The sequence below is a fragment of the Pseudoalteromonas espejiana DSM 9414 genome, from assembly GCF_002221525.1.
Classification (GTDB): Bacteria; Pseudomonadota; Gammaproteobacteria; order Enterobacterales; family Alteromonadaceae; genus Pseudoalteromonas; species Pseudoalteromonas espejiana.
The window spans coordinates 246264-261251 of record NZ_CP011029.1 but is presented as its reverse complement, the minus strand read 5'-3'; the positions used below and the strand labels follow the sequence as shown (position 1 = coordinate 261251).

Below are 14988 nucleotides of genomic sequence, written 5' to 3'. Positions count from 1 at the left end.
TTGTTAAGTTACTAAAAACAATATGATTGGAACGTGTATGCACGCCTTAGAAGTAAATTTTGATGGCTTAGTTGGCCCTACTCACAACTATGCGGGTTTATCGTATGGTAACGTTGCCTCGTTAAATAATGCGGCAAGTTTTTCAAACCCTCAAGAAGCTGTGTTACAGGGCCTTGAAAAAATGAAAGCCATGCACGACAAAGGCCTAACACAAGGTGTGTTTGCGCCCCACGCACGCCCCGATTTAAACGTGCTACGTCGCTTAGGATTTACTGGCAACGATTCGCAAGTTATTCATAAAGCATTTAAAGCAGACCCTATTTTATTGCGCGCGTGTTATTCGGCCTCTGCTATGTGGACCGCCAATGCCGCTACTGTTTCACCTTCGCCAGATACCCTCGATGGCAAAGTGCATTTTACCTCAGCTAATTTAAACAATAAGTTTCATCGCTCGCTAGAGCCTGCTATCACTACCCGCTTATTAAAAGCCATGTTTAATAACGATAGCTATTTTGCACACCACACGCATTTACCCGATCAGGGCTTTTTTGGCGACGAAGGCGCGGCTAACCATACCCGACTTTGCGACAGCCACGGCGAGCAAGGCCTAGAAATGTTTGTATTTGGCGCAAGTGCCTTTAACAGCCAATTACCAAAACCGGCTAAGTTTCCTGCAAGGCAAACACTAGAAGCCTCAGAAGCCATTTGCCGATTACATAATTTAAAAGAATCGAGCCAAATTTTACTGCAGCAAAACCCAGATGTTATAGACCAAGGCGTGTTTCATAACGATGTAATTGCAGTAGGTAACGCAAACGTACTGCTTTGCCACCAGCAAGCATTTTTAAACCAACAAGATGCCCTGCAAGAAATTCGCGATGCCTACACCGGCAGCAAACAGCTATACATAATTGAAGTACCTACCGATAAAGTAAGCATTAGCGATGCAGTAAGCAGTTACTTATTTAATAGCCAATTAGTAAGCCTAGACGATGGCTCAATGCTATTAGTAGCACCACAAGAGTGCCAACGTAATAGCGCAGTAAACGCCTACATTGAAGAAATGATTTTAGCGGATAACCCAGTAAACCAAGTGCAGTTTTTTGACCTGCGCCAAAGTATGCAAAATGGTGGCGGACCTGCCTGCCTACGTTTACGTGTAGCTCTTAACGAGCAAGAACTTGCTGCAGTAAACCCTGAGGTTATTTTAACCGATACTAAATACACTCAGCTTTGTGACTGGGCAAAACGTAACTACCGCGATAAATTAGGCGCAAGCGACTTTGCCGATTCAGCCCTACTTACAGAAAGCTACCAAGCACTGGATGAACTAACCCAGCTGCTTAACTTAGGCTCAGTGTACGACTTTCAACTAGAAGGTTAATACCTCGGCCAACACATAGGCTAATACAAAAATAGCGAGCCAAGGCTCGCTATTTTTATTTGTGCTTATGCTAATAGAGTTTAAGTTTCTTTACTTACTGTTATTGCCGATGCCATCGACTCAGATATATGCAGCGTTCGCTGCGGAAACGGAATGCTCAGCCCAGCACCTTCTATGGCTTCTTTAACGCGTTTATTTAAATCCCACACGGTTTGCCAGTAATCGCCATTTACAGCCCATGCACGTAATTGAATGTTCACCGCGCTTTCGCCTATTGAGGTGACCATTACTTTAGGTGCTGGCTCTGCAAGTAGTCGGCTTTCTGATGCAGCTAATTCTTTAAGTACATTTAAGCCTACATCAATAGAGTCGGCGTACGAAATCCCCACCACTATATCCATGCGCCTTTTACCATTACGGGTAAAGTTTTTAATGTTGCCGCCCCACACTTTACCGTTAGGCGATACGATATAAAGGCCGTCGGTGGTTTTAAAAATGGTCGTAAATAAGTTTATTTCGTTCACTGTGCCAAGCGTGCCGCTCGCATCTACAAAATCGCCTATTTTAAATGGCCTAAGTATTAATAGCATAATGCCAGCGGCAATATTACTTAAGGTGTTTTTAAGCGCCAAACCAATCGCTAAACCCGCCGCGCCCATTAGCGCTATTAAGCTTGCCGTATTAACGCCAAAAATATCTAAAATAAACAGCCCAGCAATTATGTAAACTAAATACCCTGCAATGCTCGATAACAGCGGTAGTAGCGTTTCGTCTACTTTTTTTAATGGCGACTTAGAGTTTTTAATCGCTTTTTTAACCGAGCGCGCAATAAGTGCACTCGCAACTAAAATAGCCAACGCTAATACCACTTTGTAACCTAAAGTGATGATTGTTTCTGAATGGCTTTGCCAAAACACAATAAGTTTATCTTTCATACGTATTCCAAAAAACGGCTGACACTCAGCACAATTTAAAAATGAGCAAAGCTAAATGCGCCATACCCACAATTTAGCCTTAATGGCTAAAAAACCGCGCGAGTATATAGCTATAAATTAGTTATACCTATTGTTTTTGTATTAAATTAAAGCATTAAATAAAAGCTATGTTCCTCTAACGTTATTATTCAATTTAGGTTAACCACACACTGTTAGTGTTAGTACAAAAGTTACCGTAAATACTTTCCTTATTTTGAATAGGCCCACATAGGAGAAATAACCATGGCGAACAAAAAAATAATCCTCATTACAGGTGCCTCTAGCGGTATTGGCAAAGCAACTGCCAAAACGCTGGTTAATAACGGCCACAAAGTCATACTTACAGCCAGAAGCGAAGACAAACTAACAAAATTAGTCAAAGAATTAGGTGAAGATAACGCACTCAGCGTGCCGGCAGATGCAACCAATTTTAACGAGCTTAAAAACGCAGTAACAAAAGGGCTTAGCAAATTTGGCCGCTTAGACGCTACATTCGCAAACGCAGGTAAAGGGCTAAACACATTAGGAATAGAAAAAGGCGACCCCGACGAATGGGCAACTATGCTTAATATAAACATAAACGCCCTGCTGTGGAGCGCTAAACTGACCCTCCCCCATTTACGAAAAACCAAAGGCCATTTTATTATAACCAGCTCAGCCACTGGCCGCAGAGCTGTTAAAGGCTCAATATATGGTGCAAGTAAGTGGTTTACTTATGGCTTTGGCCAAAACCTCGCAGCAGAAATGAGCGAATGGGGCGGGCGCTGTACCACCATAACCCCAGGTGCTGTAAATACTCCATTTACCGATGAAGCAAGGCCCGACAAATTATACCCACAAGATGTTGCCGACGCCGTACTCTTTGCACTTGAAGCAAACCAGCGCAATAACATCAGAGAAATACACCTAAGGCCAACCAATTAATGGGGCCTGACCTTTCAGAATTAAAATTGCTTCTACCCAATAAAGGTTTAATCGTTCTGTGTTTATGCCCCTTACCCAAATACCAAGCACTCTGATGCAAACTCAACCTCAAAAGATAAACAGGCTTCTCCATTCAAGCCCTGTTAACCCAGTACTGTTACAGTAAACAGCACATATTAGTTAAACCGTTCTAATCATTTTGAATATGTAAACATAGGAGAAATAATCATGGCGAAAGAAAAAATAGTCCTCATTACAGGTGCTTCTAGTGGCATAGGTGAAGCAACCGCCAAAACACTGGTTAATAACGGCCACAAAGTAATACTTACTGCCAGAAGCGAAGACAAATTAACTCAATTAGTACAATCATTAGGTGAAGATAACGCACTGAGTGTACCCGCAGATGCCACCGACTTTACCGAGCTTGAAAACGTGGTAACAAAAGGGCTCGAAAAATTTGGCCGATTAGACGCCGCATTTGCCAATGCAGGTATGGGCGTTTCAACCGCAGGCACCGAAAAGGGTGACCCTGATGAATGGTCAACCATGATAGACATAAACATTAAAGCTCTGCTGTGGACGGCAAAAGCAACACTGCCCCATTTACGCCAAAACAAAGGTCATTTTATATTAACCAGCTCAGCCGCTGGTCGTAAGCCTATTAAAGGCTCTATTTACGGTGCAACTAAATGGTTTGCTTACGGGTTTGGACAAAACTTAGCTGAGGAAATGAGCGAGTGGAATGGCCGCTGTACCACCATAGCCCCAGGCATGGTAAACACCCCATTTTTTGATGAAGCTAAGCCCGACAAACTCGACCCACAAGATGTAGCCGACGCGGTATTGTTTGCAATAGAAGCAAACCAGCGCAACAGCGTACGCGAGATTTATTTAATGCCAACTAACTAACGTTGATTGGTTGAGTTTGAGCTGTCAGGTTTAATGCCAATGATGTTAAACCTGATGGTTGTTAACTCTAAATACCGGCTGGATAGACTAAAAATTTGAGATGGGTGTCTAGTTTATTATCTAATGATGCACACAGACATACGATCTAAAATTTGAGTCGGCTGCAATTCGCTCGTGCTATAGTCCTTGCGAGCAGCTTAATATGATTGTTAGCAGTTTATAACAACAACGTCTGCATCTTTAAAAATCCCTCTTGCATACTCAAAAATGGGCTTCGCTAGGCGATCGCTTGGTGCCCAAATATCAACAGCATTATCACTCGCATTGAAGAAACTAACATAGTTACCAGCTAACTGGATTTTAGTAACCGAAGACTTAGGAATAGTTTTCCCATACTTTTTATTTAATTTAGCAACGGGTAAGTGAGAAATGAACACTTGCTCTCCCATGTCTACCAACACTTTTTCGGGAATATAATGCCTAGACCCATAACTAAAATACAAAGATGTTACGCTAATAATAAAGCAAATTACTAAAAACCATTCCATACACTACTCCTTGAACTGTTAACGCCGCCATAACCAATAGACGTGTGCAAAGCACTCTTTAGGCTGTCCTGCCACAAAGTGGCGATGATTGGAAGCTTTGTTAGCTATCGAATACACTTAGGCCAAAAGGTGCAAACCTGCCACGCTGCTGACTCCGTAAGCCCATAAAGTTTCAAACGCAGAGCTTAAAAAAATACGAGTACGAGCAGTTATTGTTTTTACCATAGACACCTCCTTTTTACTGTTATCGTTTGCCAAAGGAACTAAACGAATGGTTAAGTAACGAAGTAAAATTAATAAAAGGGCTACAGAGCCAACAATCGCTAGAGGAATTGAACCTCCACCTAATACCCCTATTGGCCTAAATGTACTTTGCTAAATGTTACCTCCTAGATAGCTAACGCCGCCCACAGCGGCGAGCGAAGCGAGTCCGGTAGCCGAAGGCTACGAACTGCTGGGCTTTGATATGGTTCACGGCAAAATTACATTGGTGCGATAGCTTGAAAGGCTATGCGTAACTCATCAACATCTTTAAATCTAATAGACTTATCACTACTCAGGCCTATATCAATGAAAGCACGCACATTCTCTGGTGATTTTTCAGTCTTACTCTTTCCGGTTAAGACGTAATATAAAATACGAGTCAACGCGTATGTTTCATGCAAGATGCTATAACTATCAAACCCTTCTGTAACTAGGCTTGGATCATTATAGTAGCCTTTAAAATCCGTATTTTCAGAAGTTAGTTCGCTATCAACGATTTTCACCAGACCAAAATCCGCTATTTTCACTACAGCCACATCATCATATTCTTTGAGTAGAATATTTTTAGGGCTAATATCCCTGTGCAAAATATTTTTAGAATGTATGTACGAGAAAGCTCTGAGTATTTGCAGCCCTAACTTAACGCGATCTTGAAACGATAACTTGGAATTGTTTTTTAACATATACTTATCCAATGAGTTGTCCATAAATTCCATAATGTACTCATTGTTTTTTTCATTGTATCCATAAACTTCTAGAACATATGGTGAGCTTAGCATACTCATTTGTTCGTACTCTCGCTTAAACCTTTCAATTTCCTTTGCATTTAGATCTTTCTTTGCCCGCTTTAAAGCAAAGTTTTTATTATAGAAACTGTCAAAATACTTATAGACATTTGCATAAGACCCACTACCTAGAGCCTTTAGATCAGCGGTCTTATTTTTGTTCTCAATTTTCACTGAGCTTTGTGGAAAAAATATTGGGATAGTATAATAAATCTCTATCTTTTCAGTATAAGGAGGGATTGCACTCCCACCACTCTTACTCAGAAAGCTCTTACAAAAAGTAAGTCTATCTCGATGGTACTCCTCAATATAGAATGCATGTTCGGAGTTCTTCAAAGATCTCTCTAAAGCTTCAATCGTCTCTATAGATCTAATGAGTTCCCTACTCGGGTCTGCCCAGAAGTGAGCCGTGTCTTCATCTGTTGGAAGCCTATTATTCATCGAGTCAAAAAGACTAGTGACGCTAGAGTGAAGAGTAGAGAATAAAATCCTTAACTTGTCATTATTTATTGATTCGTAAAGATCTTCGAATTCATTATTCAAAATATCAATGAGCTTTCTGTAGTGACTCTCTATGGCATTATCTGCATTCATTAATATTATAAAACCTGTCTCTAATTGAACCATAACAACTTAGTCTACGACATTTGTCGTTTTACAAACCGACAGATGTCCCTATTTTATACCAGTTTCATCCTAACCATATAATAAACACCTGTAAACAGATAGTTAGCTTCGACTTTCCTTTCTTAAATGCAGCAAAACCCCAAAATGGTGGAGATCAGTAATATCAGACAAATCGTTGTTTAGTTATACCGGTTGATTATTAATTAACAGGTTATATTTTAAATATCTGAATTTAAGTCAATAACGCATACCCACTTTAACCTTTAACTTTGTAACTCATTATTGTTTGTACAAGTCATAATCTACTTCTATTGAATCCTCAGTATTTTTACTTCATATTAGCTGAACTATTTTTCACTTATTAGGCTGTTATGTCCCTTTTAAAGTTTAGCCACGCTCTTATCGTTACCCTTGCCACTACTATACCTATCACAAGCTTTGCTGCACTTGATAAAAACGAGCGGCAAATAGTTAAACAAGTTGAGCACAACATGCCGCAAGCGCTTGAAGAAATAAAACAAGCGGTAAACATTAATAGCGGCTCACTTAATATTGAAGGTGTAAAAAAAGTAGGCGCGCTTGCAAGTGAGCAACTAAAAGCGATTGGTTTTAAGGTTGAGTGGTTAGATGGCAGCACGTTTAACCGTGCAGGGCATGTACTCGCTACGCATGAGAGTAAAAACCCCGATGCAATAAAAATACTGATGATCGGCCACCTTGATACTGTGTTTGCCAAACACGATAACTTTACTACCTATAAACAAATTGATGAGAACACCGCGAGCGGCCCGGGTGTAGCCGATATGAAAGGCGGCAATACCATTATAATTACCGCCCTTAAAAGCTTACAAGCCCTTAATTTACTTGAAAACGTAAGCGTAAAAGTACTGCTTACCGGCGATGAGGAAAGCAGCGGTCGCCCACTTAGCTTATCTAAGCAAGCTATTGTTGATGGCGCAATATGGGCAGATGTAGCGCTTGGCTATGAAAATGGCGATAACAATATTAAAACCGCGATGGCTGCGCGCCGTGGTTATACTGGCTGGACGCTAAACGTAACGGCCAATGCTGCACATTCATCGCAAATATTTAGTGAAACTGTGGGCTACGGTGCTATTTACGAGGCCTCTCGTATTTTAAATGACTTTAGAGAACAACTTGCCACACAACCTAATTTAACCTTTAATCCGGGGCTTATTGTGGGTGGCACTGATGCACAGTACAACAGTGCTAACTCGTCAGCCACGGCGTTTGGTAAAAGTAATGTAATTGCACAAACCGTGCATGTAGCGGGTGATTTACGAGCGCTTTCGCCAAAGCAGGTAGAAGGCGCTAAAAAAGTGATGCAGCAAATAGTGGCTAAAAGCTTAAATGGCAGCCAAGCTGAGCTTATTTTTGAAGACGGCTACCCACCAATGGGGCTCACCGAAGGTAATAAAAAGCTGCTTGCACTGTATAGCCAAGCAAGCCAAGACTTAGGCTATAACAAAGTGGTGGCTGCAAACCCTCGTAATGCCGGTGCTGCTGATATTTCGTTTGCTGCAAACCATGTTGATATGGCGCTTGATGGGCTAGGCCTAATGGGCAGTGGCGCGCACACTAAAAACGAAACCGCCGATTTAACCAGCCTAAATAAAAACACCGCTAAAACAGCGCTGCTTATATACAGATTAGGGCAGCTATAAACACAAGCTGAGCCCTTATGGGTTAATAGGCTCTAACCGTTTGCTCGCTACTTGCAATGCAAATTTGCGTAGCGTTTTAAGCTGCGGGCTTTCGGTTTGCCAATAGTGCCAGTACAAAGGCGTATCAATATAATATTCTGGGAATAAATCGACTAACTCTCCTTTTGTTAACGAATCTCCTAGCTGTAATGTAGGTAATAACCCATAGCCTAAGCCTGCGATCATGGCTTGTTTAAATCCCTCTGACGAAGGGTATATATGGGTAAACAGGGGTGTTGAGCCGTTAATGTCGTTTAAAAACTGATGCTGTAATTTATCAAGGTCGCTGTACACTAAACACGGTAAGTGCGCTAACTGCGAAAGGTCGTTGATTTTATGCTGCTTTATAAATTCAGGACTCGCAATGGCTTTATAGCGTATAGCGCCAAGTGGGCTAACAAGGCCGCCATTTACAGGCTCGGGTGATGAGCTAATACACACCATTACTTCGCCGTCTTTCATTCTTTTATGGGCGACTGATTGATCTTCACAAATTACTTCAAACCTGAGCTTGCAGGTTAGTTCGGTATCGAGCACGGCGAGTGCTTCGGGAAGCCAAGTTGCAAGCGAATCCGCATTAGCGGCAAGCCTTACACTAAGTGGTGTATTTAAATCAGTATGCTCGTTAAGCGCCCCCACATTAAGGGCTACTTCTAGCTGTAATACTTGCTGTAAATGATTAAGTAAGCGCTTGCCTAATGCTGTTGGCGATGGTGGCTGGGTTCTTATTAATACGGGTTCACCTAGTTTGGCTTCTAACTGATGAATACGCCGGCTCACCGCCGATTGGGTAATAAATAACTTTTTAGACGCCTTTTCAAATCCGCCTTCACTTATAACGGCGCTAAGCGCATTGAGTAACTGATAATCAATCATGAGTATTACGCATATAACAATAAATATATTCATTGGATTTGTAGCAGAATACTCCCTACCCTGCAAGGCATTGAATAGCAGGTTTTATTTATTTGGATTTAAAGTATGTCGTTTTTGTCGGGTGTGATGCTGGGGCTGAGTTTAATTATTGCCATTGGGGCGCAAAACATTTGGATTTTAAGTCAATGTATGGCGGGCACTAACCGTTTTGTTTTAGCCGCGGTTTGTATAATTTGTGACGCCACTTTAATTATTGTAGGGGTATTTGCAGCTAATGAGTTAAAGCTATGGCTGCCAGGGTTATTACCGTGGTTAACGTGGGGCGGTATAGCTATGTTACTTTATTTAGCATTTGGCTCTGCGCGCAGTGCAATTAAAGGCACATCGGGGTTGAAAGTAACTCAGGTAATAAAAGTGAGCTGGTGGCAAACTGCCCTTGCGGCCTTTGCAATAAGTTTACTAAATCCACATGTTTATTTAGATACCGTATTACTGCTTGGCAGTATTGGCGCACTCCAACCAGAGCCTATGCACTTTGCTATTGGTGCTTGTGTTGCCTCTGTTATTTGGTTTAGTAGTTTAGTGTTATTTGCGCCAAAATTAAAAAAGGTTTTAAGCTCCCCTTTTAGATGGCGCATATTTGATAGCTGCGTAGCCGCTATTTTATGTTTTGTAGCGTTTCAGTTGTATAACGTGCCTAGCCAATAAGTTAAAAAAGCGGCAGTTATGCGTTACTACCGCTTTTTAATTTTTTACTTGTTCGCCGCTTTAATCTTCTAAGACATTATTTTATATAGAAGCTCTCGCACTGTTGCGGGTTCAAACGGTTTATCACAAATGGCATCAACTCCCGCTTGCGCAATATTAGCTAGGTGGGTGTCGTTTGCCTCTGAGCTCACCATTAAAATAGGAATATGCGAGTAAGCGTTTGAGCCGCGTACTGTTTCGGTTAGTTCGCGCCCATCCATTTCCGGCATGTTGTAATCGGTAACAATTAAGTCGAACGACTGCTCACTTAGATGCGCTATTGCCTCTTTACCGTTTTCGGCTTCTACTGGCTCAGGAATACCCATGCCAGCAAGTACGCGTATTATGTGTTTACGCGCAAAGCGGCTGTCGTCAACCACTAGCACACGCAGTAGCGTTACATCAAAATGATCAAGCTCTACTTCTTCTTCGCTTATAATATCGAGCGTTGCTTTTAATGCGCGGGTAATAGCTTTTGCGCTAAAAGGCTTAGGTAAAATAGCCAGCACACCCGATTGGCGTAATTGCTCAAGGTATTTTTTATTACGCTCGCTCGATATAAGCATAAAAGGTTGATGCTCAGTGGCTGGGTTTGATCTTATTTTTTGCAATAGCGAGTCGGCAGTGCCGTCAGATAAGTACATTGAACTAATCACTAAATCTGGGTGGTAGCCTTCAAGCATCGATAAAACTTGTTCTTGAGTAGAGGCAGTTTCAACCTGTTTAACACCACTTTCTACTAGCGATTTTATAATTATTTTTTGCTGAACCTCTGAAGGCTCAACCAATAATATTGATAAGTTAGCTATTGCAGTTAAGTCGCTCATTCAAGTCTCTTTAGTATTGTTATAATTAGGATAATAATATCACCTTTGCAGGTTAATATTATATAAAGAGGTTGTTGTGTTAATTGAATATTTTAGCAACCTCTCGATAAATATAGCACTTTCTAATTAGATTGAATGTAATCTAGCGCATTCATTTTTTTATACGTAACGTTAGCGTGCAAAATATGCGCAGGCTCTGGGTCAACCACTTCAACAGGAATGTCGTAATTTCGGGCTATTTCAATTGCCATTTGAGTAATATTGACACTAAATGAGGTGCCCATAAATACAATTTTATCGGCATTGAGCATACGTTGCTGTGCTTCGGTTATTCTGTAAAGCTCGGTGTAGTATTCATCAAATAACAAAACAAAGGGCTTAAATGAGTGGTTTAGCTCAGGCATTTGGTTTTGAATATTAAATAGCTCAAAAAGAGAGTTATGCAGGCGGTTTTCGTCTACGCTATCCCACGGGGTCTTAAGCGGTTTAACAGCTTCGCCTTGCTCATGAAATAACGTCATTTGATCGAGCCTGCCATGTATAGCAATGTAATTTTTATTACCCGCTTTGCCATCAAGCCCATCTATATTTTGAGTAATTAAGTTTTTATCACTAAGCCAATGGTGTACATCGTTAGGGCCATGGTTACGATACGTTGCAAAACGGTTGTAATACCAAGCTAAAAACTCGCGCGGATTGTTTTGATACATAGCACGCGTGGCCATTTCCATAGGTGTATAGTTTTTACTGCCTATCGTCCAAAAGCCATCTTCGCCCCTAAAAGTAGGTATACCACTGGCAGCGCTTACTCCTGCGCCTGTAATATAAAGCGTATTCACTGTGTTACCTCATAACCTGTTACATCGCTTATTACTTGCTGTTGGTTGTTCATACCCCCAACACGATACAAAGCCCCGTTGTGCTCAAGTAGACCGCGGTGATCCATGCTGCCTTTGGCTAAAGGCGGTAAAGCTTGCCATGTATTTTGCTCAATATTAAAACGCCACACGTGTTTACTTGCCGGTGCTGGCTTTTTATTGTAGCCAATACCATCGTAGTTATAGGGGTTGTTAGAACCAGCCATCATGTAAATGTTGCCTTTGTAGCTAGTAGCAGCCATGCGGTAATGCGACTCACCTGTAGGGTGAGGTAACGTGCGCCAATCTATTTTTTGCACATTGTTGGCATCTATTGTGCCTTTTAAACACTGCGCAACACCTGCAAACGAGCGGCGTGAGTCTGGGTTTGCTTGGGTTTTAACGCCATCGCATATAACAATGGTGTTACCACTAATAGCAGCTGCTTGGCCAAATACGGGCTCGCCTAAAAAAGGTGATGCCTGTTGCCATGTGTTGGTATGGGTATCGTACACCTGTACTAAATTTACGTTGCCATCGTTATGCCAGCCGCTAATGAGGTAAATGTAGCGCTCTTTGTAGCTAATCGCTACGCTGTCATCTACAGGTACTGGCATACTTGCAAGATGTTTGTATGTATTGCTTTTTATATCGAAACGGTACACATCGGGGCTTGAAATTTCAGTATGATCGCTATCTACCGTATAACCACCAAATATATAGGCGTATTCACCTAAGCCTACTGCAGTACTCGCTAAGCGCCCTTTTAAAGGCAAACTTGAAGGTACGCTCGCTTGTTGCTGCCATGCGCTCTCACCTAATTTAAGTGAAAACACCTTGTTGTGTACATCGGTATGTTGTTTGTTTTTACCCAGCCCCATAAAACTTAAAAAGTAGCTTTGGTTTTGTACTGTAACCTTAGCTACGGCATTGTTTGCAACGGGTTCGGGTAAAGCAGGAAGGCTTGCTAACGCAACAGAAAAAAGAAGGCTCATAAAACAAATAATATAAAAGTGACTAATGCACTTAGGGTAATTTATTTTACCTTTATGAACCAGTAATCATCAGGTTATTTAAGTAATCTCACTGGGTTTACCTACAGCAATACAAATACTATCGATTAATAAGCATATTAATGTAAGTGCTAAATATGGCATAAATAAACCGTTTTTACCTAATAAGTGTAAATAAATCATTAAACTGTATTAATGCGAGTTCATACTAATCGCTCTTTATAACATTGCTCAACTTGTACCTTTTTTATACAAATGTGCTATATATTAAGGTAAACAAAGCAATAACTTAATTCTTTAGGTTTACCCTTTACTTATTAATTAATTCAAAATGATTTGTTTTGAATTAATAATAAAGTGTACTTTTATAGACATAAAGTATGTTAATATTTTGTGGCGTAAAATGTTTTACAAAAACATACCTTGTTTTTGATTTTTGAACCGTGTGGAGAAAACCTAGGTGAAAGTACCTCAAATGTTGTTGTTCTCAATTCTTATTGTTTCACCAATGCTCGCTGCAGATCCATTAAACGATGATGACTTAGATCTTGATGCATTGATGGGTATGGATGTACAAGCAACCTCAGCGATGAAAAGAGCACAGTCGGCGTTTGATACAGCTTCATCTATTTATGTACTTAGTAAAGAGCAAATTGTAAGCTCTGGCGCTACATCTATACCCGAAGCACTCAGAATGGTCCCGGGTTTAGCCGTTAGGCAACTTGATAACAATCAATGGGCTATTTCAGCACGGGGCGTAGCTTCTCGCTACTCTGGTAAATTACTTGTAATGATAGATGGGCAAAGCCTTTATACGCCTAAGTTTGCGGCTGTATATTGGGAGTCGTTACACGTTCCACTTTATGATATTGAACGCATTGAGGTTATTCGCGGACAAGGTGGTTTGCTTTGGGGCAGTAATGCTAATAATGGTGTGATCAATATAATCACCAAAAACAGTATAGATACCCGCAATACCTTTGCTAAAGCAGTCACGGGAAACCAGATTAATGCCGATTTAAGCCTACGCCATGGTGGAGATATTGCCAATATAGGCAGTTACCGCGCCTATATTAATTCAAAAAACACTGAGCCCGCAATGAAGGGCACCCGCATAGAGCCAAGTGACTTTACTAAGCAAGAATCAGCAGGCTTTAGAACCGACTTTACCCCAAATGATGAATGGTCTGTACTTGTACAAGGTGATTACACGCATACAGAGCACGGCCAAAATTTAACTGGAGTGATTGACGCCACCAATGGCGCTCAACAATTTCCTACGACTGCCGACAGGCAAGATACGCGTTTAATGGCCCGTGTAGAACACCGCGTGGCAGATAACGCTAACCAAATGCTGCAAATGTCGTGGCTTAAGCAACATGGTGAGCAACCCTACCTTAAAGAAGATTTTGAATCTTTAGATATCGATTATCAAATGAACTTTATTACAGGTGATTGGCAGATTGATTGGGGCCTAAATTACCGTGTAAATGATATATCGTTTGCTGACAGCATTTTTATTAACAGCGATAAAGACCTTCAAGGCCTTCACCAATACGGGGCTATGCTTCAAGCGCAATATAATCTTATTCCTGACAAATTAAATATTATAGTAGGGACTAAAATAGAGCATAACGACTTAACGGGATGGGAAAACCAGCCTCTGGCTCGTTTTACTTACCAACCCACTGAAGATCAACTTGCTTGGGGATCAATATCGCGCAGTGTCCGTATACCTACGTTAGTAGAATATAACGACAACTTTAGGGTAAATGGCCTAAAAATTTCTGACGTAATAGGTATTGAAACGGGAATAACTGAAATCGATCAATACCGTATAGCCACTTTTTTAAATGGTAACGATAAAGTGACGGCAGAAAACTATACCTCTTACGAGTTAGGGTACCGTTTGTCAAAAAGTGATTGGTCTTTAGATGTGTCGGCGTTTACAACTAATGCGTACGATGTCGCTGTAATTAGTTTAAGCCCACATGTAGATGATTTTTTACCCGCTCTAAACTTTTATGTAATGGGGCAAATACCTCAAGCATTTAATGCGTTACAAAATACAAGCTTAGATTACGATATTGTCTCGGTAGGTAAAACAACGACCTCTGGCGCAGATTTATTAGTATCGATACAACTTATTGATAATTTAAGCAGTGAAATTGGCTACAGCTATACAGACATTAATTACGATTTACCTTTTGCAACAAGGCCAACCATTGGCTATGACTCAGTCAATAGACAGCTATTTAGCAAAATAGACTATCAAGTTGCAGAGAATCACTCTATTTTTGCAACATTAAGAGTTGAAAACTCAAGTACTTATAATACAAAAAACTACACCGCTTTAGACCTAACATGGAACTGGCAAATTAATAATAACTGGACCGCAGCTGTATCGGGTAAAAATTTATTTGCAGGTTCGCACATAGAGTACGGTAATACACGGGAAACATTTACAGTGCCAAACTATATCGACGAATGTGTTACGTTTTCTGTTAGTGCAACATTTTAAGAGACAAA

At 40.9% G+C, this 14988-nt stretch carries 13 protein-coding genes; 6 read left to right on the top strand and 7 right to left on the bottom strand.

Annotated features, from left to right (window positions below; all coding sequences use genetic code 11):
• Positions 1 to 37 precede the first annotated feature (37 nt).
• A complete protein-coding gene (astB, locus tag PESP_RS18030) occupies positions 38 to 1384 on the top strand; it encodes an N-succinylarginine dihydrolase (protein ID WP_089349408.1) in 1347 nt (448 codons plus the stop codon).
• 80 nt (positions 1385 to 1464) lie between these two features.
• Here astB and PESP_RS18025 read toward each other — a convergent pair whose 3' ends face one another.
• A complete protein-coding gene (locus PESP_RS18025) occupies positions 1465 to 2319 on the bottom strand; it encodes a mechanosensitive ion channel family protein (RefSeq protein WP_089349407.1) in 855 nt (284 codons plus the stop codon).
• A gap of 282 nt (positions 2320 to 2601) precedes the next feature.
• On the opposite strand from PESP_RS18025, the gene PESP_RS18020 reads away from it, so the two are divergent.
• The gene (locus PESP_RS18020; RefSeq protein ID WP_089349406.1) at positions 2602 to 3282 is read left to right on the top strand and encodes an SDR family oxidoreductase; all 681 of its coding nucleotides are present in this window, start codon (positions 2602 to 2604) and stop codon (positions 3280 to 3282) included.
• Positions 3283 to 3510: 228 nt separating this feature from the next.
• Positions 3511 to 4191 carry an SDR family oxidoreductase gene (locus PESP_RS18015; RefSeq protein WP_089349405.1) on the top strand — a complete coding sequence of 227 codons (681 nt, stop codon included), beginning with the start codon at positions 3511 to 3513 and terminating at the stop codon, positions 4189 to 4191.
• Between the two features lie 209 nt (positions 4192 to 4400).
• Here PESP_RS18015 and PESP_RS18010 read toward each other — a convergent pair whose 3' ends face one another.
• Both PESP_RS18010 and PESP_RS18005 read right to left on the bottom strand, forming a co-directional pair.
• Positions 4401 to 4739 carry a hypothetical protein gene (locus tag PESP_RS18010; RefSeq protein WP_089349404.1) on the bottom strand — a complete coding sequence of 113 codons (339 nt, stop codon included), beginning with the start codon at positions 4737 to 4739 and terminating at the stop codon, positions 4401 to 4403.
• A gap of 482 nt (positions 4740 to 5221) precedes the next feature.
• Entirely contained in the window at positions 5222 to 6382 is a 1161-nt protein-coding gene (locus tag PESP_RS18005) for a protein kinase family protein (RefSeq protein ID WP_089349830.1), read from the bottom strand.
• Positions 6383 to 6786: 404 nt separating this feature from the next.
• Here PESP_RS18005 and PESP_RS18000 point away from each other — a divergent pair, with 404 nt between their 5' ends.
• Positions 6787 to 8100: a M20/M25/M40 family metallo-hydrolase gene (locus PESP_RS18000; protein WP_089349403.1), complete on the top strand. Its 1314-nt coding sequence runs from the start codon at positions 6787 to 6789 to the stop codon at positions 8098 to 8100.
• Between the two features lie 15 nt (positions 8101 to 8115).
• Here the strand turns inward: PESP_RS18000 and PESP_RS17995 are convergent, their stop codons facing one another.
• The gene (locus PESP_RS17995; protein ID WP_089349402.1) at positions 8116 to 9015 is read right to left on the bottom strand and encodes a LysR family transcriptional regulator ArgP; all 900 of its coding nucleotides are present in this window, start codon (positions 9013 to 9015) and stop codon (positions 8116 to 8118) included.
• A gap of 105 nt (positions 9016 to 9120) precedes the next feature.
• Here PESP_RS17995 and PESP_RS17990 point away from each other — a divergent pair, with 105 nt between their 5' ends.
• Positions 9121 to 9723 (top strand): LysE/ArgO family amino acid transporter, encoded by a 603-nt coding sequence (locus PESP_RS17990; RefSeq protein WP_089349401.1) that lies wholly within the window; start codon positions 9121 to 9123, stop codon positions 9721 to 9723.
• Between the two features lie 68 nt (positions 9724 to 9791).
• Here PESP_RS17990 and PESP_RS17985 read toward each other — a convergent pair whose 3' ends face one another.
• The 3 genes from PESP_RS17985 to PESP_RS17975 all read right to left on the bottom strand — a co-directional run bounded on the left by PESP_RS17985 (position 9792) and on the right by PESP_RS17975 (position 12441).
• Positions 9792 to 10589, bottom strand: a complete 798-nt coding sequence (locus PESP_RS17985; protein ID WP_089349400.1) for a response regulator — start codon at positions 10587 to 10589, stop codon at positions 9792 to 9794.
• Positions 10590 to 10711: 122 nt separating this feature from the next.
• Positions 10712 to 11428, bottom strand: a complete 717-nt coding sequence (locus PESP_RS17980) for an SIR2 family NAD-dependent protein deacylase (RefSeq protein WP_089349399.1) — start codon at positions 11426 to 11428, stop codon at positions 10712 to 10714.
• Positions 11425 to 12441 carry a Kelch repeat-containing protein gene (locus tag PESP_RS17975; protein ID WP_089349398.1) on the bottom strand — a complete coding sequence of 339 codons (1017 nt, stop codon included), beginning with the start codon at positions 12439 to 12441 and terminating at the stop codon, positions 11425 to 11427. Before PESP_RS17975 ends, PESP_RS17980 begins: the two co-directional genes overlap by 4 nt.
• Before the next feature lie 478 nt (positions 12442 to 12919).
• Between PESP_RS17975 and PESP_RS17970 the strand changes: the two genes are divergently transcribed.
• The gene (locus PESP_RS17970; protein ID WP_089349397.1) at positions 12920 to 14980 is read left to right on the top strand and encodes a TonB-dependent receptor plug domain-containing protein; all 2061 of its coding nucleotides are present in this window, start codon (positions 12920 to 12922) and stop codon (positions 14978 to 14980) included.
• The last annotated feature ends 8 nt before the right edge of the window (positions 14981 to 14988 follow it).